The 19,718-nt window shown below is 59.1% G+C and carries 16 protein-coding genes; 9 read left to right on the top strand and 7 right to left on the bottom strand.

The features are described from left to right. Positions 1-267: 267 nt before the first annotated feature. The gene (locus tag AB4N44_RS08005) at positions 268-909 is read right to left on the bottom strand and encodes an NAD(P)H-dependent oxidoreductase (RefSeq protein ID WP_224794702.1); all 642 of its coding nucleotides are present in this window, start codon (positions 907-909) and stop codon (positions 268-270) included. 111 nt (positions 910-1,020) lie between these two features. Here AB4N44_RS08005 and AB4N44_RS08000 point away from each other — a divergent pair, with 111 nt between their 5' ends. Further along, complete coding sequence (locus AB4N44_RS08000; RefSeq protein WP_150776640.1) at positions 1,021-1,461, top strand: MerR family transcriptional regulator; 441 nt, start codon at positions 1,021-1,023, stop codon at positions 1,459-1,461. A 72-nt stretch (positions 1,462-1,533) separates the two neighbouring features. Here the strand turns inward: AB4N44_RS08000 and AB4N44_RS07995 are convergent, their stop codons facing one another. Next, positions 1,534-1,938, bottom strand: coding sequence for a lysozyme inhibitor LprI family protein (locus tag AB4N44_RS07995; protein ID WP_016983718.1), 405 nt, complete (start codon positions 1,936-1,938; stop codon positions 1,534-1,536). A gap of 56 nt (positions 1,939-1,994) precedes the next feature. Beyond that, positions 1,995-2,915 (bottom strand): ADP-ribosylglycohydrolase family protein, encoded by a 921-nt coding sequence (locus tag AB4N44_RS07990; protein ID WP_460109382.1) that lies wholly within the window; start codon positions 2,913-2,915, stop codon positions 1,995-1,997. Positions 2,916-3,112: 197 nt separating this feature from the next. On the opposite strand from AB4N44_RS07990, the gene AB4N44_RS07985 reads away from it, so the two are divergent. Both AB4N44_RS07985 and AB4N44_RS07980 read left to right on the top strand, forming a co-directional pair. Beyond that, positions 3,113-3,601 carry an SRPBCC family protein gene (locus AB4N44_RS07985; RefSeq protein ID WP_127929166.1) on the top strand — a complete coding sequence of 163 codons (489 nt, stop codon included), beginning with the start codon at positions 3,113-3,115 and terminating at the stop codon, positions 3,599-3,601. Beyond that, on the top strand, positions 3,591-4,403 hold the full coding sequence (locus tag AB4N44_RS07980; RefSeq protein WP_177413872.1) for an aminoglycoside phosphotransferase family protein: 813 nt from the start codon (positions 3,591-3,593) through the stop codon (positions 4,401-4,403). The genes AB4N44_RS07985 and AB4N44_RS07980 overlap by 11 nt, the downstream gene beginning before the upstream one ends. A 325-nt stretch (positions 4,404-4,728) precedes the next feature. Here AB4N44_RS07980 and acnA read toward each other — a convergent pair whose 3' ends face one another. Next, a complete protein-coding gene (gene acnA / locus AB4N44_RS07975) occupies positions 4,729-7,470 on the bottom strand; it encodes an aconitate hydratase AcnA (protein ID WP_455806933.1) in 2,742 nt (913 codons plus the stop codon). A 221-nt stretch (positions 7,471-7,691) separates the two neighbouring features. On the opposite strand from acnA, the gene rlmM reads away from it, so the two are divergent. Both rlmM and tusA read left to right on the top strand, forming a co-directional pair. Further along, a complete protein-coding gene (gene rlmM / locus AB4N44_RS07970; RefSeq protein ID WP_127929163.1) occupies positions 7,692-8,765 on the top strand; it encodes a 23S rRNA (cytidine(2498)-2'-O)-methyltransferase RlmM in 1,074 nt (357 codons plus the stop codon). A gap of 182 nt (positions 8,766-8,947) precedes the next feature. Continuing rightward, complete coding sequence (gene tusA, locus AB4N44_RS07965) at positions 8,948-9,199, top strand: sulfurtransferase TusA (RefSeq protein WP_127929162.1); 252 nt, start codon at positions 8,948-8,950, stop codon at positions 9,197-9,199. 135 nt (positions 9,200-9,334) lie between these two features. Here tusA and AB4N44_RS07960 read toward each other — a convergent pair whose 3' ends face one another. Beyond that, the gene (locus AB4N44_RS07960) at positions 9,335-10,744 is read right to left on the bottom strand and encodes an MATE family efflux transporter (RefSeq protein ID WP_127929161.1); all 1,410 of its coding nucleotides are present in this window, start codon (positions 10,742-10,744) and stop codon (positions 9,335-9,337) included. Between the two features lie 159 nt (positions 10,745-10,903). On the opposite strand from AB4N44_RS07960, the gene pdxB reads away from it, so the two are divergent. Continuing rightward, the gene (gene pdxB / locus AB4N44_RS07955) at positions 10,904-12,046 is read left to right on the top strand and encodes a 4-phosphoerythronate dehydrogenase PdxB (RefSeq protein ID WP_460109386.1); all 1,143 of its coding nucleotides are present in this window, start codon (positions 10,904-10,906) and stop codon (positions 12,044-12,046) included. A gap of 160 nt (positions 12,047-12,206) precedes the next feature. Here the strand turns inward: pdxB and AB4N44_RS07950 are convergent, their stop codons facing one another. Beyond that, entirely contained in the window at positions 12,207-12,386 is a 180-nt protein-coding gene (locus tag AB4N44_RS07950; RefSeq protein WP_038369402.1) for a PA1571 family protein, read from the bottom strand. 255 nt (positions 12,387-12,641) lie between these two features. Between AB4N44_RS07950 and AB4N44_RS07945 the strand changes: the two genes are divergently transcribed. Beyond that, positions 12,642-14,426: an ABC transporter transmembrane domain-containing protein gene (locus AB4N44_RS07945; RefSeq protein ID WP_460109389.1), complete on the top strand. Its 1,785-nt coding sequence runs from the start codon at positions 12,642-12,644 to the stop codon at positions 14,424-14,426. 57 nt (positions 14,427-14,483) lie between these two features. After that, positions 14,484-15,512: a Fic family protein gene (locus AB4N44_RS07940; protein WP_460109392.1), complete on the top strand. Its 1,029-nt coding sequence runs from the start codon at positions 14,484-14,486 to the stop codon at positions 15,510-15,512. Between the two features lie 79 nt (positions 15,513-15,591). Here the strand turns inward: AB4N44_RS07940 and AB4N44_RS07935 are convergent, their stop codons facing one another. After that, complete coding sequence (locus AB4N44_RS07935) at positions 15,592-17,520, bottom strand: transglycosylase SLT domain-containing protein (RefSeq protein ID WP_127929158.1); 1,929 nt, start codon at positions 17,518-17,520, stop codon at positions 15,592-15,594. Positions 17,521-17,734: 214 nt separating this feature from the next. Here AB4N44_RS07935 and AB4N44_RS07930 point away from each other — a divergent pair, with 214 nt between their 5' ends. Next, positions 17,735-19,657, top strand: coding sequence for an ATP-binding cassette domain-containing protein (locus AB4N44_RS07930; protein WP_127929157.1), 1,923 nt, complete (start codon positions 17,735-17,737; stop codon positions 19,655-19,657). Positions 19,658-19,718 lie beyond the last annotated feature (61 nt).

Raw genomic sequence — 19,718 nt, 5'->3', positions numbered from 1 at the left:
ATGTTAAATTATCGAATGGCAATAATAAATTGTTCTTGTTTTGTTAAGAACACAGGTGGAATCGAGTGCGGGGGCCACAGAGTGAACCCCTGTTCCATCGATCTGGGGGGATTTCAATGTCGATTTGCTCTCGAATTCAAAACAAGTCGAGCGCAGAGGAGGGAAACGATCCACTCGGTGGCCGCTGGTATCGATGAGGGGTTCAGGGATTGATTAGAGCGGGCACACACGCTAGAGGCATGCTTCAGTCGCCCGCTCTTACCGGGGTTACTTGATCTCGGTAACAAAGTTTTCCCGCGAGCGGCGCACCTTTTTCAGGTTGACCAACCAGTCTCCCTCAGTGGCTCTATGCCCCAACGGCAGAATCACCACACTGCGCAAGTTGCGAGCCGAGAGCCCGAGGATCTCATCGATGGCTGCCGGGTCGAAACCTTCCATCGGTGTGGCATCGACTTCTTCAAACGCTGCGGCGATCAAAGCTGAGCCCAAACCGATGTAAGCCTGTCGCGCAGCCGCCTGATAATTGGCTTCCTTGCCACGTCCCGCGACAATACCCAAGAGCATCTGACGGTAATTTTCCCATCCTTCGTTAACCGTCCCGCGTACTTCATTGGTCAGGTCAAACATCATGTTGACTCGCTCCGCAGTGATGTCGTCCCACGCGGCGAACACCAGCAAATGAGAGCAGTCGGTAACCTGCTGCTGATTCCAGCTGACGGCTTTGATCTTTTCGCGAATCTCTGCGTTAGTCACTACGAGCAATTCAAAAGGCTGCAGTCCACTTGATGTCGGCGTTAACCGCACCGCTTCCAGAATGCGCTCGATTTTTTCATCGGACACCGTCCGGGAAGGGTCGTACTTTTTCGTTGCGTAGCGCCATTTCAGCAGGTCTGTCAGTGTGCTCATCATCAAATTCCGTAAAGGTGAAAGATGTTCAGGTGGGTCAATAACGACTGGCTGTCGTGCTGAGCCTGGGCTTATGCTAACGATTAAAGCCAACTTGAAGGTCAAGCAGTTTTTATGAAGATTGGAGAAGTTTCCAAGCGCACCGGTGTTGCCGCTTCGGCCATTCGCTATTACGAGGAACAAGGGTTACTGGAGCCTTCTACCCGTGACGCCAATGGATATCGCCACTACGCCGAGGCAGCTGTTGCACGATTGATACTGGTGCGCGACGCGCAACGGCTTGGTTTTTCTCTCGAGACCATTCGCGGTCTGTTCTTGCAGGATGGCAGTTGTTCGAAATCGCTGACCATCGAGCAAATCGATATCCGTATGGATGAGATACGCCAGATCGAGGCCAACCTGGCGATGCAACGTGAGGGATTGTTGCGGCTACGGCATGTGCTTGAGGAAAGTTTGCGCAGTGGTGCTCCTGTCGTGTGCGCGAGTGTGCACAGGGCCGAGTCGTATCGGCCTGAGCAGAACATGATCACGCGCAACGCATTGCACGGGCGTTGACCCACATTTGAAATGCGTTCCAATGTGGGAGCGAGCCTGCTCGCGAAAGATCCCTCAAAACCGCGGCAAAAATCAGGCCCCGGGCACCGGGCAGCTCATGTCACCTTCTTCACACTTCAAATACTGTTTCAGCGCCTCAACCCGGACCTTGGTCACGCCGGTCAGGCAACTGCTGTAAACCCACGGATAAACGCTCCCGCCCGTTACCCCGGACGATGAAAACTTGCACTCGGCATCCCGAAACCCCAGCCACGCCCGTTGCGCACTGACCAACAGCTTCTTGCCATCCGGGTTGTCCTTCAAACGTCCGGTGATCTGCTGATAAACCGCGTTCAACTCCTTGTCCGCCGCTTTGAAGTCCTGCCCGGCACACTGATTCATTGTCGCCTGGTCGCTGGCATTGGCGCAGTCGACGGCAGCGTGGGCGAGGGGAGTGAACAGGAAGGGTGTCAGGGCCAGAAGCAGGCGTGGGGACATAGTCAAATCTCGCTGTATCAAAGTAAGTGCCGAGCAGTGTAGCGGCTGCGTCGCGCTTATTCAGGCGCGCGCATTCGGGAAGCCGCGAGCAAACGGTCGGCGGTCGCCGCAATCTCTTCAACGTCGTGCAGCTTTTCCAGCCAGTGTTCAGGAATCCCCCGCACGCCGTAATAGGCGCCGGCCAATTGGCCGGTGATCGCGGCGGTGGTATCGGCGTCATCGCCCAGGTTGGCCGCGCGCAAAATGGCCGCTTCGAAGCTGTCCGTGTGGTGAAAGCACCACAACGCCGCTTCCAGCGACTGCACGCTGTAGCCACTACCTTTGATGTCTGCCTCGGACAGACCGAGGAAATCGCCACGCTCAATGGAAGCAACCTTGGGTTGCGAGAAGCTGGCACGTGGCAGCTGACGCAGTTCTGCTTTGCTCGCGCCTTCAAGCGCGCAGGCGATCAACCCGGCCAGCAATTGGCAGCATTCGATGGCTTCAGGTGCTGCGTGGGTGGTTCGCGAACTGTCGGCGGCGAAGCTCTGGATTTTCCGGGCGTCGGGAAAGTAGAACAGCACCACCGGCACCAGACGCATCAGCGAGCCGTTACCGGCGCTGTACGGGTCGGTCGAGCCGGCGAAGGGATCAGCGGTTTGTTGATATTGCGCCAGCGCCTGACTGACGGTCATGCCGATATCGAAACACTCACCGGTCGAGCTGAGATAGCCCCATTGCCACCAGTTGAGGTAGCGGCCCATCTGATCAGCGGCATTGAATCCATTTTTGTTCAGCAAGCTTTCCGCCAGACACAGCGCCATTGAGGTGTCATCGGTCCACTGCCCTGGCTTGAGGTGGAACGGGCCACCGCCGACCATATCGGTCAACGGTTGGAATGATCCCCGTGGTTTGAACTCAACCGTAGTACCGACAGCGTCGCCGCATGCCAGACCAAGCAGGGCACCGCGGTAACGTTCGGCGAGGGATGGCGGCATGATTCGTCCTTGTTGATTCAAATTCGCTGGAAAAGGTAACAGTTTCGTTGGGCGAAGGGGGGCTGGATCCATCACTGCAGCGGTCAGAAAACTGCAGCTTGATGTTTCCTTGCTGATGAATGACTGCACCGCTCTGATACAACTTCACATTGGACATGTGGTCATACAGGCCTAGTGTTCAGAACAGGAGGTGACGTATGAAACCAGTACCCAATAGTTTCGAACGCAAGATCACGCTCAAGGCGCCGCGTTCGCATGTCTGGCGTGCATTGGTCGATGCCGAGGCGTTTGGCCAGTGGTTTGGTGTGGCGCTGGAAGGTCGGCGGTTTATTGCCGGTGAATGGACGCAAGGGCAGGTCACGTATCCGGGTTATGAACATGTGTTGTGGAATGTGCTGATCGAGCGGGTCGAGCCGCAGCAGTTGTTTTCGTTTCGCTGGCATCCGTATGCGGTGAACCCGAAAATCGACTATTCCCAGGAGCCGACCACGCTGGTCAGGTTCGAGCTGCAGGATTTCGAGGAGGGAACGTTGCTCAAGGTGTCTGAATCAGGCTTCGCGCACATTCCCGACATTCGCCAGAAAGAGGCGTATTACATGGACAGCCGTGGCTGGGAAGAACAGTTGAGCCGACTCGAACAGTTTCTTGCCGAGAGCGCCAAAGCCAGGGAGCGTGATGGCGGCTGATCTTTTCCAGCCGTGGCTGCAACGCTGGTCATTAGTGACGGACGGCGCACCGATTATCACGCTTGGCAGCCGACTGCTGCCGGTACGCCTGAACGACAAGCCGGCCATGCTCAAGGTGGCGCTGGATGTCGATGAGAAACACGGCAATCGATTGATGACCTGGTGGGAGGGTGACGGCGCTGCGCAAGTGTTGGCGCACCACGAGGATGGCCTGTTGATGGAGCGTGCCATGGGCCGACGCTCGCTGATGCACATGGCGCTGAATGGCGAAGACGACGAGGCAAGCCGGATTCTCTGTTCGGCGCTGTCGCGATTGCATGCGCCGCGTCCGACACAGCCACCGCCGCTGTTGGAGCTGGGGCCATGGTTTGCGTCGCTGCGCATCGCAGCGGCCCGACATGGCGGCCTCTATACCCTGAGCCTGCAAACCGCCGAAGCCCTGCTCGCCGATCCACTGGATGTCGTAGTGCTGCACGGCGACATGCATCACGACAATGTGCTGGATTTCGAATCGCGCGGCTGGCTGGCTATTGATCCGAAACGAGTCAGGGGCGAGCGCGGTTTTGACTACGCCAACCTGATTTGCAACCCGGACTTGCCGACAGCCACCGATCCCCAACGCTTTCGTCGGCAGCTGGCTGTGATTGTCGAGGCTGCCGGACTGGATCGGCGGAGGCTGCTGCAATGGGTGCTGGCGTTTGCCGGTTTGTCCGCTGCGTGGTTTCTGGAGGATGACGCGCTGGAACAAGCTTCAGGGCAGCTGAAAGTCGCGCAGATTGCGGCTTCGATGCTTGATGCCTGACAGGGCTAAGGGTTTTCGGAAGGGTTGCTATGGCGAATGTCTTACACGCACTGGTAGCTTTTACGACTATTGCCGATTGGATCCACTGCGTAATCTACACACATCAACTGAGACACAGGGAGTGTTTCAGGATCACGGATGATCGACCATTTGCAAGGATCGCTGCCGACAGGGAGTCGATAATGGTCTTGGGAAAAACCCGCTTCGGCGGGTTTTTTTTCGCCTGTATGTAGGAGCTGCCGCAGGCTGCGATCTTTTGACTTTGGCTTTTAACAGCAAGATCAAAAGATCGCAGCCTGCGGCAGCTCCTACATTGGTATGTGCGTTACGAGGCGATCAACTGGCGCAGGACGTAATGCAAAATCCCGCCCGACTTGAAGTATTCAACCTCGTTCAACGTATCGATGCGGCACAACACCTCGATTTTCTCCTGACGCCCGTCCTCACGGGTGATTACCAGGGGCAGGTTCATCCGCGGTGTCAGCTCGACGCCGGTCAAACCCTGGATTTCAAAGGTTTCCTTGCCCGTCAGGTTGAGACTCTTGCGGTTCTGATCAAGCTTGAATTGCAGCGGCAACACGCCCATGCCCACCAGGTTGGAACGGTGAATTCGCTCGAAGCTTTCAGCGATCACCGCTTTCACGCCCAGTAAATTGGTGCCTTTGGCCGCCCAGTCGCGACTGGAACCGGTGCCGTATTCTTGCCCGGCAATCACCACCAATGGCGTGCCCGAAGCCTGATACTTCATCGCCGCATCGTAGATCGCCAGTTTCTCGCCGGTGGGAATGTAGATCGTGTTGCCACCTTCTTCGCCGCCAAGCATTTCGTTACGAATGCGGATATTGGCGAAGGTGCCGCGCATCATCACTTCATGATTGCCACGCCGTGAGCCGTAGGAGTTGAAGTCCCTTGGCTCGACGCCTTTTTCGCGCAGATAACGCCCGGCCGGGCTGTCAGCCTTGATGTTACCGGCAGGGGAGATGTGGTCGGTTGTGACTGAATCACCGAGCAGGGCCAATACCCGCGCACCTTTGACGTCCTTGATTTCCGGCAGCGGGCCGGAAATATCATCGAAAAACGGCGGATGTTGAATGTAAGTCGAATCATCCTGCCACACATACGTCGCCGCTTGCGGCACCTCAATGGCCTGCCATTGTTCATCACCGGCAAACACCTCGGCGTATTCCTTGTGGAACATCGCCGTGTTGACCTGACTGACCGCATCGGCGATCTCTTTGCTCGATGGCCAGATATCGCGCAGGTATACCGGATTACCTTGTTTGTCCTCGCCCAGCGGTTCGCTGCTGATATCGCTGCGCACGCTGCCGGCCAGAGCATAGGCGACGACCAGCGGTGGCGAGGCCAGCCAGTTGGTTTTCACCAGTGGATGCACGCGGCCTTCGAAGTTGCGGTTGCCGGACAGCACCGACGCCACGGTCAGGTCGGCTTTCTGGATGGCTTTCTCGATCGGCTCGGGCAGCGGCCCGGAGTTGCCGATGCAGGTGGTGCAGCCATAGCCGACCAGGGAAAACCCGAGCTGGTCGAGGTATTGCGTCAATCCCGCTGCCTTGTAGTAGTCGGTAACCACTTTTGAACCCGGTGCCAGCGAGCTCTTCACCCACGGTTTACGCGTCAGGCCTTTCTCCACGGCTTTCTTCGCCAGCAACCCGGCGGCCATCATTACGCTCGGGTTAGAGGTGTTGGTGCACGAAGTGATCGCAGCAATAACCACCGCACCGTTTTTCAGGCGATAGGTTTGGCCTTCGTATTCGTATTCGGTTTCGCCGACCAGATCGGCATTGCCCACCGCGACACCGCCGCCGCCCTCACTTTCCAGGCGTCCTTCTTCTTTACTGGTGGGTTTGAATTGCAAGTCGATGAAGTCGCTGAAGGCTTGCGGTACATTCGGCAGCGAGACGCGATCCTGTGGACGTTTCGGTCCGGCCAGACTCGCTTCGACGCTGCCCATGTCCAGCGCCAGGCTGTCGGTGAAGACCGGTTCCTGACCGGGCAGACGCCACAAGCCTTGAGCCTTGGTGTAGGCCTCGACCAGTTTGACCACTTGCGGCGGCCGCCCGGACAGGCGCAGATATTCCAAAGTCACGTCGTCAACCGGGAAGAAGCCGCACGTCGCGCCATATTCCGGAGCCATGTTGGCGATGGTCGCGCGGTCGGCGAGCGGCAGATCGGCGAGGCCGTCACCGTAGAACTCGACGAATTTGCCGACCACGCCTTTCTTGCGCAGCATTTGCGTGACAGTCAGCACCAAGTCAGTGGCGGTAATGCCTTCCTTGAGCTTGCCGGTCAGTTTGAAACCGATCACCTCCGGAATCAGCATCGACACCGGTTGCCCGAGCATCGCCGCTTCCGCCTCGATCCCGCCGACGCCCCAGCCAAGAACGCCGAGGCCGTTGATCATGGTGGTGTGCGAGTCGGTGCCGACCAAGGTGTCGGGAAAGGCATAGGTGCGGCCGTCCTCATCCTTGGTCCACACGGTGCGCCCGAGGTATTCGAGGTTGACCTGGTGGCAGATCCCGGTGCCCGGCGGCACCACGCTGAAATTGTCGAAGGCGCTCTGGCCCCAACGGAGGAAGGCGTAACGTTCGCCGTTGCGCTGCATTTCGATGTCGACGTTCTGCTCGAACGCGCTGGCGGTGGCGAACTTGTCGACCATTACCGAGTGGTCGATCACCAGATCCACCGGTGACAATGGATTGATTCGCTGCGGATCGCCGCCGGCCTTGGCCATCGCCGCACGCATGGCGGCAAGGTCGACCACGGCGGGCACGCCGGTAAAGTCTTGCATCAATACCCGGGCAGGGCGGTACTGAATTTCGCGATCGGAGCGACGCTCCTTGAGCCACGCGGCAAGCGCCTTGAGATCGGCGCCGGTGACAGTTTTTTCATCTTCCCAGCGCAGCAGGTTTTCCAGCAGGACTTTCAGCGACATTGGCAGCTTGTCGAGATCGCCCAGGCTCTTGGCGGCATCCGGCAAACTGAAATAGTGGTAGGTCTTGTCGTCGATTTGCAGGGTTTTGAGCGTTTTCAGGCTATCGAGGGACGGCATTACAATCACTCCTTTGAATCCGCACGGCTACGGATCGGGGGACGAATAGAGCTTTAAACCTAGCCCTGTTTTAGGTAGCTGGCTAATAACTGGACTCTATGGGCAAGTCCAAGGTTCCGACATCGGCTATCATGCGCCGGTTTTCGTGACAGGCTTTGCTTCAACGCAAGGCCTGAGCATCGCGCAGCGGCCGAATGATCGCCCGCTGCCCAGGAGTAAGAATGAACACCCTATTCATGCATTGCCGGCCCGGCTTCGAAGGCGAAGTCTGTTCGGAAATTTCCGACCTCGCTGCGCAACTCAATGTGGCCGGCTACGCCAAGGCCAAAGCCGCCACTGCGTGCGCCGAGTTTGTCTGCACCGAAGAAGACGGCGCCGAGCGCCTGATGCGCGGGCAGCGCTTTGCCGAACTGATCTTCCCGCGTCAGTGGGCGCGCGGCGTATTTATCGATCTGCCGGAAAACGATCGCATCAGCGTGATCCTCGCGCACATGGCCGATTTTCCGGTGTGCGGCAGCCTGTGGCTGGAAGTCGTCGACACCAACGACGGCAAGGAACTGTCGAACTTCTGCAAGAAATTCGAAGGCCCGTTGCGCAAGGCGCTGACCGGCGCCGGCAAACTGGTGGAGGACGCCAGCAAGCCGCGTCTGTTGCTGACCTTCAAAAGTGGTCGTGAAGTGTTTCTGGGGATGGCGGACGCCGGTAACTCGGCGATGTGGCCGATGGGCATTCCGCGCCTGAAGTTCCCGCGTGAAGCGCCAAGCCGCTCGACGCTGAAGCTGGAAGAGGCGTGGCACCACTTTATCCCGCGTGATCAGTGGGAAGATCGCCTGCACAGCGACATGACCGGCGTTGACCTCGGCGCCGCACCGGGCGGCTGGACCTGGCAACTGGTCAACCGCGGCATGCTGGTGACCGCCATCGACAACGGCCCGATGGCCGAAAGCCTGATGGATACCGGTCTGGTGCAGCACTTGATGGCCGACGGTTTCACCTTCAAGCCCAAGCAACCGGTGGACTGGATGGTCTGCGACATCGTCGAGAAACCGGCGCGCAACGCCGCGATGCTCGAAGAGTGGATCGGCGAGGGGCATTGCCGCGAAGCAGTGGTCAATCTGAAACTGCCGATGAAGCAGCGTTACGCCGAGGTGAAGCGTTTGCTCGAACGTATCGCCGATGGTTTCAAGGCGCGCGGGATCAAGGTCGATATCGGCTGCAAACAGCTGTATCACGATCGTGAGGAAGTGACCTGCCACCTGCGTCGGCATGACATCAAGAAGCCCAAATCGCGCTGACACAACACAAAACCCTGTGGGAGCGAGCCTGCTCGCGAAAGCGCAATCCGATCCAGCAATGATGTTGGCTGATACGACGCCTTCGCGAGCAGGCTCGCTCCCACAGGGGGTGTGGCGTAACGCCACAGATGACCGAATACCCGGCAATGGGCGACAATGCCGGCCAGTTTCAGGAGTGAATCATGAGTGAAATGATCGATACCCCGGTCGACGGCACGCTCGACGCCACCGGTCTCAATTGCCCGGAGCCGGTGATGATGCTGCACCAGCACATCCGTGACCTGGCGCCCGGCGGCCTGCTCAAGGTGATCGCCACCGACCCGTCGACCAAACGCGATATCCCCAAATTCTGCGTGTTTCTCGACCATGAACTGGTGAGCCAGCACGAAGAGGCCGGTACCTACCTGTACTGGATTCGCAAAAAGAACGCCTGAATCCCAGGCGAACGCAAAACCAAATGTGGGAGCGAGCCTGCTCGCGAAAGCGGTATCTCAGTCACTATTAATGGCGACTGACACACCGCATTCGCCAGCAGGCTGGCTCCCACATTTTTTGTCCTGCGTCAGGGTTTAGCCCGCCGAACGACTGATCCGAATACGTTTGCGCGCACTGCGCGTCAGGCGAATCGACAGCATCAACGCCGCACAGCTCAAGCCAACGATCAGACCCTGCCACAAACCGCTCGGGCCGCGTGGTTCGCCGAGCCAGTCAGTCAGACCGAGGGCATAGCCCACCGGCAAACCAATGCCCCAATAGGCGAAAAGGGTCAGGATCATCGTCACCCGAGTGTCCTGATAGCCACGCAGTGCGCCGGCGGCGGTCACCTGAATCGCATCGGAAAACTGGAACAGCGCCGAATACACGATCAGCATCGCCGCGATGTGAATCACCGTCGGGTCAGCGGTGTAGATCGCCGCAATCGGCTCGCGCAGCAACAGCATCATGCTTGCCGACAGGCAGGCGTAAGCCAGCGCGGTGCCCATGCCGACGCCCGCGGCAAACCGTGCCTCGCGTGGTTCTTCGCGGCCCAGCGCCTGACCGACGCGCACGGTAACGGCCATGCCCAGCGAGTACGGAATCATGAACACCAGCGAGCTGACGTTGAGCGCAATCTGGTGCCCGGCCACTACAGTGGCGCCGAGGCTGCCGATCAGCAGGGCGATCACGGCAAAAATGCTCGACTCGGCAAACACCGCGATGCCGATCGGTAGGCCGATCGCCAGCAGTCGCTTGATCACCGCCCATTGCGGCCAGTCGAAGCGGCTGAAAATTTCGCTCGAACGATAGGCCGGCGCCCAGCGCTCATAACCGGCCAGACCCAGCGCCATCACCCACATCACGATGGCCGTGGCCCAACCGCAGCCGACGCCGCCCATCGCCGGCACACCGAAGTGGCCATAGATGAAGACGTAGTTCAGCGGAATGTTCAGTGCCAGACCGCACAGGCCCAATACCATTGCCGGACGCGTGCGACCGATGCCGTCACTGGTGCAGCGCAGCACGTGATAGAACGCCACCGCCGGCAGGCCGCTGGCGATGCCATGCAGGTATTGCATGCACGGGCCGATCAGCTCGGGATCAACCTTCATCAGGTGCAGCACCGGCTCGGCGGCGACCAGCATCGCCGTCGCAATCAGCCCGACCACCAGTGCCAGCCACAATGCCTGACGGACGAGCGGGCCGATTTCGCTGTGAGTGCCAGCGCCAAAACGCTGGGCGACTTTCGGCGTAGTTGCCAGCAGCGTGCCGGTCATCAACAGGAATACCGGCACCCAGATCGAGTTGCCCAAGGCAACGGCCGCCAGATCCTTTGGCCCGACGCGCCCGGCCATGACGGCGTCGACGAAGCCCATGGCCGTGGTCGCCAGTTGCGCGATGATGATCGGCAACGCCAGGGCGAGCAGGTTCTTGAACTCCAGGCGAATACGCGCGGGGCGGGTGAGGGAGACGGCGACAGGTTGATCAGTTACAGAATTCACGGGCAAAGCGTCCACAGGTGTTGATGCGCAAGGCGCCGCATTCTACGCCGCTGACGCCTTGGTCAGGAAAAATCCTCTGTTGCGGATTTGTAAGCGCAAACCCTGCTGGCCCGGCGACCGATCTGCACCTAAACTGCCGATCCGCCAAAGGAGCCCGCCATGCTGATTGTTGCCGACGAAAATATCCCGCTGCTCGATGCCTTTTTTGCCGGTTTCGGCGAGATCCGCCGGGTGCCAGGCCGTTCCATCGACCGTGCGACGGTCGAGCAGGCTGACGTTTTGCTCGTACGTTCGGTGACCAACGTCAACCGCGCGTTGCTTGAGGGCAGCAAGGTGCGCTTTGTCGGCACCTGCACCATCGGGACGGATCATCTGGATCTCGAGTACTTCAGTGAGGCCGGCATTACCTGGTCCAGTGCGCCTGGCTGTAACGCTCGGGGCGTGGTCGATTACGTGCTGGGCAGTCTGATGACGCTTGCCGAAATCGAAGGTGTCGATCTCACTCAACGGACTTACGGTGTCGTTGGTGCCGGCGAGGTAGGCGGGCGCCTGATCAAGGTCCTGAAGGGCCTGGGCTGGAACGTCAAAGTCTGCGATCCGCCGCGTCAGGCTGCCGAAGGGGGCGATTATGTCAGCCTGGAACAGATCATCGAGCAGTGCGACGTGATCAGTCTGCACACGCCGTTGACCCGCAGCGGTGCCGTCGCGACCTGGCATCTGTTTGATCAGCAGCGTTTGCAGCAGCTCAAGCCCGGTGCGTGGTTGATCAACGCGGCGCGTGGTCCAGTGGTGGATAACCTTGCCCTGCGCGAAGTGCTACTGGAGCGTGAAGACCTGCAAGCCATTCTCGACGTCTGGGAGGCCGAGCCTGAGGTTGACGCGGCGCTGGCCGAGCTCTGCGTATTGGCCACGCCGCACATTGCCGGTTACAGCCTCGACGGTAAACAGCGCGGAACGGCGCAGATTTATCAGGCGTATTGCGAATTCAGCGGCCAACCGGCAGTTATTCAACTCAGTGATCTTTTGCCGGCACCGTGGTTGTCTGAAGTGACCCTGCATGCTGACAGCGATCCGGCCTGGGCGCTGGCGATGTTGTGCCGAGGCGTGTACGACCCGCGCCGTGATGACGCGGACTTTCGCCGCAGCCTTGTAGGTAATGTCGGTGAGCAGCGGGCGGCGTTCGATGTGTTGCGCAAGCAGTATCCGGTGCGACGCGAGATTGAAGGACTGAAGGTGCGGGTTGAAGGGGATTCGCCGGCTTTGGCGAAGATCGTGGCGGCGCTGGGGGCGGTGGCCGTCTAGAAACCGGGTCGGCCCTTTCGCGAGCAGGCTCGCTCCCACAGGAGATCTTCAGAGGTCCATGTGGGAGCGAGCTTGCTCGCGAAGGCCGCGCCACAAATACCTGATCTGCAGACAGAAAAAACCCGGTCAAAAGGACCGGGTCATGAAGACGGTGGCTATATCACTCTTGTTCGGCAGGCTTGACCAATCGCTTCTCCAGTTCGCTGCACGCTTGCTGGATCATTTCTTCAGTGATCGGTACTTCACGCCCATCCTTGTCCAGTATCGAGCAACCCAGAGATTGGCCGGGCTTGGTGCGGATCACTTCAATCTTGTCTTCGCTGCTGTGTTGCAAGGACATGGCCTGTCTCCTCATCAGGTTGTGCGCCTAGGGTAAAACCGCCACGTGACCGGGCTGTGACAACTCCCTGCGGTCTGTCAGTGGGGGCATCTCCACTCAAACAGAAACGACCGCTCGTCTCAACCGGGACTTTAGACCAATAGTAACTATGGCCTAGTCTTTGGGGGCATATTTAACCTGACTCATTGTGATTTACAGAGTTCCGCCGCAAGAAGGTTTACGCTAGCCCTTTCATCAACACGGATGTGTACCTGAATGACCCCGAAGCTTTCTTCCAGGCACCGGCGCGCCCTGCGTCTGACCAGTCGATTTCTGGCCCCTTACCGCTGGCAGGTCATCGCTGCGCTGCTAGCGTTGATCGTCACCGCCGCCGTTACGTTGTCGATGGGGCAGGGGATCAAACTGTTGGTCGACCGCGGCTTCATGACTCAGTCGCCGCACCAGCTCAACCAGAGCATCGGCATCTTCATGCTGATGGTGCTGGGTCTGGCGGTCGGCACGTTCGCGCGGTTTTACTGGGTGTCGTGGATCGGCGAGCGTTGCGTGGCCGATATCCGCCGTGAGGTATTCAACCATCTGGTCTATCTGCACCCCGGCTTTTACGAGAACAACCGCAGTTCGGAAATCCAGTCGCGGCTGACGGCCGATACAACGCTGCTGCAATCGGTGATCGGCTCGTCGCTGTCGATGTTCCTGCGCAACCTGCTGATGGTTATCGGCGGCGTCATCCTGCTGTTTGTCACCAACGCAAAACTCACCAGCATCGTGGTGATCGCCTTGCCGTTTGTGGTTGCCCCGATCCTGATTTTCGGCCGGCGCGTGCGCAATCTGTCACGGCTGAGCCAGGACCGGGTCGCCGATATCGGCAGCTATGTCTCGGAAACCCTTGGTCAGATCAAAACCGTGCAGGCCTACAACCATCAGGTTCAGGATGAGCACCGTTTTGCGACAACGGTTGAAGACGCCTTCGACACGGCGCGCAAACGCATCTTTCAGCGCTCGTGGATGATCACCATGGTGATCGTGCTGGTGCTCGGCGCGGTGGCAGTGATGTTGTGGGTCGGCGGCATGGACGTGATCGCCGGGCGCATCACCGGTGGCGAACTGGCCGCGTTTGTTTTTTACAGCCTGATTGTCGGCAGTGCGATAGGCACGTTGAGCGAGGTCATCGGCGAACTGCAACGCGCGGCGGGTGCCGCCGAGCGCATCGCTGAGCTGTTGGGTTCGGAAAATATCATTCAGCCGCCCACTACCGGGCTGGTGACCCTGCCGCAGCGCGTGCGGGGCGAACTGCAACTGCAGGAAGTACGTTTTTCCTATCCGTCGCGGCCTGAAAGCTATGCCGTCAACGGCTTGAACCTGACCATCCGGGCCGGTGAGACGCTGGCGCTGGTGGGGCCATCCGGCGCCGGCAAGTCCACGGTGTACGATTTGCTATTGCGTTTTTATGACCCGGTGGAAGGGCGGATCCTGATTGATGGCGTGCCGCTGACCAGCCTCGATCCGCTGGATTTGCGCCGCCACTTTGCCTTGGTGTCACAGTCGCCGGCGCTGTTTTTCGGCAGCGTCGAAGAGAATATTCGTTACGGCAATCCGGGGGCGACGCTGGAGCAAGTCAAGGAAGCGGCAAAAATTGCTCACGCCCACGACTTCATCGAGAAAATGCCCAACGGTTACCAGACCCATCTGGGTGATGGCGGTCTCGGTCTTTCCGGTGGCCAGCGCCAACGTCTGGCGATCGCTCGGGCGTTGCTGGTCGACGCACCGATCCTGCTGCTGGACGAAGCCACCAGCGCCCTCGATGCGCAGAGCGAACACTTGATTCAGGAAGCGCTGCCGAGTCTGATGCAGAACCGCACCACGCTGGTGATCGCGCATCGACTCGCCACTGTGAAAAACGCTGACCGGATTGCGGTGATGGATCAGGGCAAGCTTGTCGCCATTGGTACTCATCAGGAACTGATTGCCAGCAATCCGCTGTATGCGCGGTTGGCGGCGTTGCAGTTCAATGATGGAAAAGTAACGGTTGATCAAGTCTGATGGACACTGCTCGTATCGGGCATTATGGCGGCCTGTTTGGAATGCCTGGATGAGGACATGAGCCGTTACCAACCGCCGTTGACCCTAACCACACGAATGATTGCGTTGATCGCCGAAATCAGCGAGCAAATCGGTCAGCTTTCGGCTGGGGGCGACAGTCGGCAGACGCCTCATCTGCGCCGAGGCAATCGTATCCGTACGATTCAGGCCTCTTTGGCAATCGAAAACAATACATTGAGCGTCGAGCAGGTAACCGCAGTGCTCGCCGGGCAACGGGTTTTAGGTTTGCCCAAGGAAATTCAAGAAGTGCGCAATGCATTTGCAGCGTATGAAACCATGCCGCACTGGCAGCCTGACAACAGGGCTAACCTGCTTCACGCGCATGAGTTGTTGATGCATGGGCTAATTGACGAGTGCGGGCACTTTCGTCGAGCGGGTGTGGGAATTTATCGCGGAGAACAACTGGTTCATATGGCGCCGCCTCCGAGCCGCATATCACCGCTGATGGATGACTTGTTGGCATGGCTTGTGCGCTCTGAATGGCATCCGCTGATCATCAGTTGCGTATTCCATTATGAGTTTGAGTTCATCCATCCGTTTGCTGATGGAAACGGGCGAATGGGACGGCTGTGGCAAACATTGATATTGAGCCAATGGCGCCCGGTCCTGGCGTATTTGCCGGTCGAAGCGGTTATTCGAGAGGAGCAGGATGCCTATTACTCTGCCTTGTCTGCTTCTGATCAGCAGGGAGAATCAACGCCTTTTGTCGAGTACATGCTGCATGCGCTAAATGTTTCGTTGCTTGAAGCCATCGCTAATGAGTCAGCAAGCGACCTAGTAGCCGACTCAGTAACCGACCTAGTAGCGAGATTATTGTTAACGCTGGGACCCCGTTCTCTGAGGATCAGTGATCTGATGGCAGAGATGAGCCTGGTCCACAAGGCTACGTTCAGATCCAACTATCTCAAGCCGGCCCTAACCGCTGGAATGATCGAAATGACCGATCCTCAATCACCCAGGAGTCCAACCCAGAAATATCGGCTTACTCAACTTGGCAAAATGATGGTTAAAAAGTTGAAGTGTTAAGTCTGCAGCCGACAGCTCAATAAAAATGCCCGTATCTCGCGATACGGGCATTTTTTGTTACTCGGCGTCAGTCGCGTGATCACTGATCGTCAAAATACCGCTCATGCCAATCCACCAGCGGCTGTGGCGAGTTGAGCTTCTGGCCGTAGATCACCGAGTACGACAACACGTTCTGCACGTACTGACGGGTTTCATCGAACGGGATGCTTTCCACCCAGACGTCAAAACTCAGGTGATCAGCGCCGCGCAGCCATTGGCGCACACGGCCGGGGCCGGCGTTGTAGGCGGCGGAGGCGAGGACGCGGTTGCCATTGAACTGGCTGTGCACCTGACTCAGGTAAGCGGCGCCGAGTTGAATGTTCTTGTCTGGATCGAGCACTTGCTGCGGCGAGGCCAGCGGGATGCTGAACTTGCGCGCGGTTTCCTTGGCGGTGCCGGGCATCAACTGCATCAGGCCGCTGGCGCCAACGCCGGAGCGCGCGTCGTCCATGAAAGCGCTTTCCTGACGGGTGATGGCAAACACCCAGCTCGAATGCAGACCACGTACCTTGGCTTCACGCACGAGGGTTTCGCGGTGGGCCATCGGGAATCGGATATCCAGATCGTCCCAGTACTGCGCCTGACTGATGGTGCGAATCGCCGGGAAATACCATTTCAGGTCGTAAGCGAGTTTCGCCTGGGCAACCATTTCATCGCGATTGAAATGGCGGCTGACGTGATACCACTCGCGGCGACCGTCGACGATCTGCCCGCGAGCATGGAACTCCAGCGCGCGGCGCACGCCTGGGGTGTTGCGCACCTTGTTGATCAGCGCCTGGCTGAGAACCAGCGGCTTGTTGTTCAGCGAGTAGGGCGATTGCGAGCGGTCGGCGGCAAGGAAGCCGTAGAAATCACGTTCCCGGGCGAGGCCTTTGTACAGTGTCTGTGCTTCCGGGTTTTGCGGCTGGGCCAGTTCCAGACTGCGCGCCTGCCAGTAGCGCCAGCGGTTGGTGGTGGCCAGATCCTGCGGCAGACGGCGGGTCAACTGATAGGCGTCATCCCAACGGGCCAGACGCAAGAGCAGGCGCAAACGCCATTCCGAGACAGTGTTGTCGCGTAGTTCCGGGTCGTACTTGGTCATCACATCCAGCGCGCGGCTGTCGAAACGCCGGGCGAGAGTCAGTCCGATCTCCCGGGCGATCGCAACTTTTTCATCGCGGGAGAAATGCATGCTGCTGGCATAACCGTCGAGCAGCGCCATGGCCTTGTCCGGATCCTGACGAGCGAGGCGGCGCAGGCCAAGGCTGACCACATCGGACATCGGCTCGTCGGCCGGGGTGAAGCGTGAAGGCTGATTGAGCAGTTCCGGCTTTTGCGCCACATCCACCAGTAAACGGCCGCGCGGGGCGAGGGTGGTCAGGCCGTTGACCAGACTGTTGGCCAGCGGATAGTTGCGCGTCTGAGCGGCGAGCTTGGTGCGCTCCCAGCGTTTCTGCTCGGTGAGCTGGCCATCGGCCGCCCAGATGCCGAACAGCGCGTCGCACGCGGCGGGTTGTGATTTGCCGGTCAGCCAGAGTTTGTCCGCGTTGGCGTAACCTTCGGCTTTTTTGTCATGGGTGATCTGGTACTGCGCATTCAGGCAGTCCAGTTCAGTGAAGTTGAGTTTCGGGTCGTAGTATTTGACGAAAGTCGCCCAGTCGCCACGGTCGGCGAGCCAGCGCAACCAGCGCAGCTTCATCCAGTTGGCCTGGGGCAAGTCACCGTGCTCGGCGAGAAACTTCTCGATCTCGGCGTTGCTCGCGGTTTTCAGGCGCGCGGTCAGTTCGTCGTAAGCCAGGTAAGGTTCCAGCGGATAATCGGCCAGCGCCTGACTGTAGCGGAAGTACGGGCCGGTATCGCCCTTGGCCAGCGCGCGCTTGGCTTCATCGTAATACTGGCGTTGGGTGGACAGGTCCACCGCCTGGGCGGATTGAGCGGCAGTGGCGGTAAGTAGCAAACAGGACAAAACACTGAAAAGGCGACTGCGCATGAGACATCCGGGCAGAGAAATCATGACAAGTGCCGACACGAATCAGCACTGAATTGTCTGTAGCTTAGCCTTTTGCCAGCAAGCGGCGAAAGCTTTGCGGGCCTCGCAGCACAAGTTCGCAACAAATGTTGTGCAGAGTGCTTCGACAGACAAATTGCCGGCCTGCTGAAGCCCTAACTCAGGTAGAATGCGCGCCCGGTTTTTGGAGAAGCTCATGACCCTGCTCAAATTCAGCGATGTGTCCCTTGCGTTCGGCGCTATGCCGTTGTTGGACAAGGTGTCCTGGCAGATCGCCCGTGGTGAGCGGGTGTGCATCATCGGCCGCAACGGCACTGGCAAGTCCAGCATGATGAAACTGGTCAAGGGCGACCAGAAGCCCGATGAAGGCTCGGTGTGGCGTGCCCCCGGTCTGAAAATCGGCGAATTGCCGCAAGAATTGCCAGTGGCCGACGATCGGACGGTGTTCGACGTGGTCGCTGAGGGCCTTGATGGCGTGGGCGCGTTGCTCGCCGAGTACCATCACCTTGCGCAGAACTGCGTCACTGAAGACGACCTGAACAAGCTGATGCACGTTCAGCAAGACCTCGAAGCCCGTGATGGCTGGCGCTTGCAGACTCTGGTCGAAAGCACCTTGAGCCGCCTGCAACTGCCGGCCGACAAGACCCTCGCCCAGTTGTCCGGCGGCTGGCGTCGTCGCGTGCTGCTGGCGCAGGCGCTGGTGTCCGAGCCGGATCTGCTGTTGCTCGACGAACCGACTAACCACCTGGATATCGGTGCGATTGCCTGGCTCGAAGAAGCACTGAAAGATTTCCAGGGCGCCGTGCTGTTCATCACGCACGACCGTTCCTTCCTGCAAAACCTTGCCACGCGCATTCTCGAACTGGATCGCGGTGGCCTGATCGACTGGAACGGCGACTACGCCAGTTTCCTCGTGCACAAAGAAGCCGCGCTGGCCGCCGAAGAAACCGCCAACGCGCTGTTCGACAAGAAACTGGCCCAGGAAGAAGTCTGGATCCGTCAGGGTATCAAGGCGCGCCGCACCCGTAACGAGGGTCGCGTCCGTGCCCTTAAAGCGTTGCGCGTCGAGCGTAGCGAGCGTCGTGAGCGCACCGGCAAGGCCAACATTCAGCTGGACACTGCCGACAAGTCCGGCAAGCAGGTGATGGTCCTCGAGAACGTGAGTTTCGCTCACCCGGGCGGCCCGTTCCTGATCAAGGATTTCTCGATGGTGCTGACGCGCGGCGACCGTATCGGTCTGCTCGGCGCCAACGGTACCGGCAAGACCACCCTGCTCAAACTGATGCTCAGCGGTCTGCAACCGACCAGCGGCAAAGTGGAAGAGGGCACGCGGATCGACGTGGCGTACTTCGACCAGCTGCGTCATCAGCTGGATCTGGAAAAGACCGTGATCGACAACGTTGCCGAAGGTCGCGACTTCATCGATATCGACGGGCAGAGCCGTCACGTGCTGAGCTACCTCGGCGACTTCCTGTTCAGCCCGCAGCGTGCCCGCACGCCGGTCAAGGCGCTGTCGGGTGGTGAGCGTGCGCGTCTGTTGCTGGCCAAGCTGTTCAGCAAACCGGCGAACCTGCTGGTGCTCGACGAACCGACCAACGACCTCGACGTGGAAACTCTCGAGCTGCTCGAAGAAGTGCTGCTGACTTTCAACGGCACGGTGCTGATGGTCAGCCACGACCGGGCATTTCTCGACAACGTGGTCACCAGCACGCTGGTCTTCGAAGGTGAAGGCAAGGTGCGTGAATACGTCGGCGGTTATCAGGACTGGATCCGTCAGGGCGGTTCGCCGCGTCTGCTGGGCGTGACCGAAAGCAAATCCGGCAAGGCTGACCTGAATTCGGCGGTGGTCACCGCTGAACCGGCTGTGGCTGCTGCGCCTGCCGCCGCTGCCCCGGCTGCCAAGAAAAAACTGAGCTACAAGCTGCAACGCGAGCTGGAAGCGCTGCCGGGCGATATCGACGCCAAGGAACAGCAGATTGCTGCCGTGGAAGCCGAAATGGCTGAAGCTGGCTTCTATCAGCGCCCTGCGGCAGAAACGGCCAAGGTGATTGCTTCGCTGGAGCAGTTGCAGGCTGAGCTGGATGCGTTGATGGAACGTTGGGCCGAGCTGGATGCCTGATTGATCCGGATGTGAAAAAGCCCGGCGTTCAGTGATGAACGCCGGGCTTTTCATATGCGGG

The sequence above is a fragment of the Pseudomonas sp. S3_C06 genome (assembly GCF_054667675.1).
Note: the sequence above shows the minus strand (reverse complement) of the source record. Positions and strands in the feature narration are given on the sequence as shown.

Coding starts and splice junctions, on each gene's coding strand:
- AB4N44_RS08005 (WP_224794702.1), bottom strand. CDS start 909: ATGATGAGCACACTGACAGACCTGCTGAAATGGCGCTACGCAACGAAA.
- AB4N44_RS08000 (WP_150776640.1), top strand. CDS start 1,021: ATGAAGATTGGAGAAGTTTCCAAGCGCACCGGTGTTGCCGCTTCGGCC.
- AB4N44_RS07995 (WP_016983718.1), bottom strand. CDS start 1,938: ATGTCCCCACGCCTGCTTCTGGCCCTGACACCCTTCCTGTTCACTCCC.
- AB4N44_RS07990 (WP_460109382.1), bottom strand. CDS start 2,915: ATGCCGCCATCCCTCGCCGAACGTTACCGCGGTGCCCTGCTTGGTCTG.
- AB4N44_RS07985 (WP_127929166.1), top strand. CDS start 3,113: ATGAAACCAGTACCCAATAGTTTCGAACGCAAGATCACGCTCAAGGCG.
- AB4N44_RS07980 (WP_177413872.1), top strand. CDS start 3,591: ATGGCGGCTGATCTTTTCCAGCCGTGGCTGCAACGCTGGTCATTAGTG.
- acnA (WP_455806933.1), bottom strand. CDS start 7,470: ATGCCGTCCCTCGATAGCCTGAAAACGCTCAAAACCCTGCAAATCGAC.
- rlmM (WP_127929163.1), top strand. CDS start 7,692: ATGAACACCCTATTCATGCATTGCCGGCCCGGCTTCGAAGGCGAAGTC.
- tusA (WP_127929162.1), top strand. CDS start 8,948: ATGAGTGAAATGATCGATACCCCGGTCGACGGCACGCTCGACGCCACC.
- pdxB (WP_460109386.1), top strand. CDS start 10,904: ATGCTGATTGTTGCCGACGAAAATATCCCGCTGCTCGATGCCTTTTTT.
- AB4N44_RS07950 (WP_038369402.1), bottom strand. CDS start 12,386: ATGTCCTTGCAACACAGCAGCGAAGACAAGATTGAAGTGATCCGCACC.
- AB4N44_RS07945 (WP_460109389.1), top strand. CDS start 12,642: ATGACCCCGAAGCTTTCTTCCAGGCACCGGCGCGCCCTGCGTCTGACC.
- AB4N44_RS07940 (WP_460109392.1), top strand. CDS start 14,484: ATGAGCCGTTACCAACCGCCGTTGACCCTAACCACACGAATGATTGCG.
- AB4N44_RS07935 (WP_127929158.1), bottom strand. CDS start 17,520: ATGCGCAGTCGCCTTTTCAGTGTTTTGTCCTGTTTGCTACTTACCGCC.
- AB4N44_RS07930 (WP_127929157.1), top strand. CDS start 17,735: ATGACCCTGCTCAAATTCAGCGATGTGTCCCTTGCGTTCGGCGCTATG.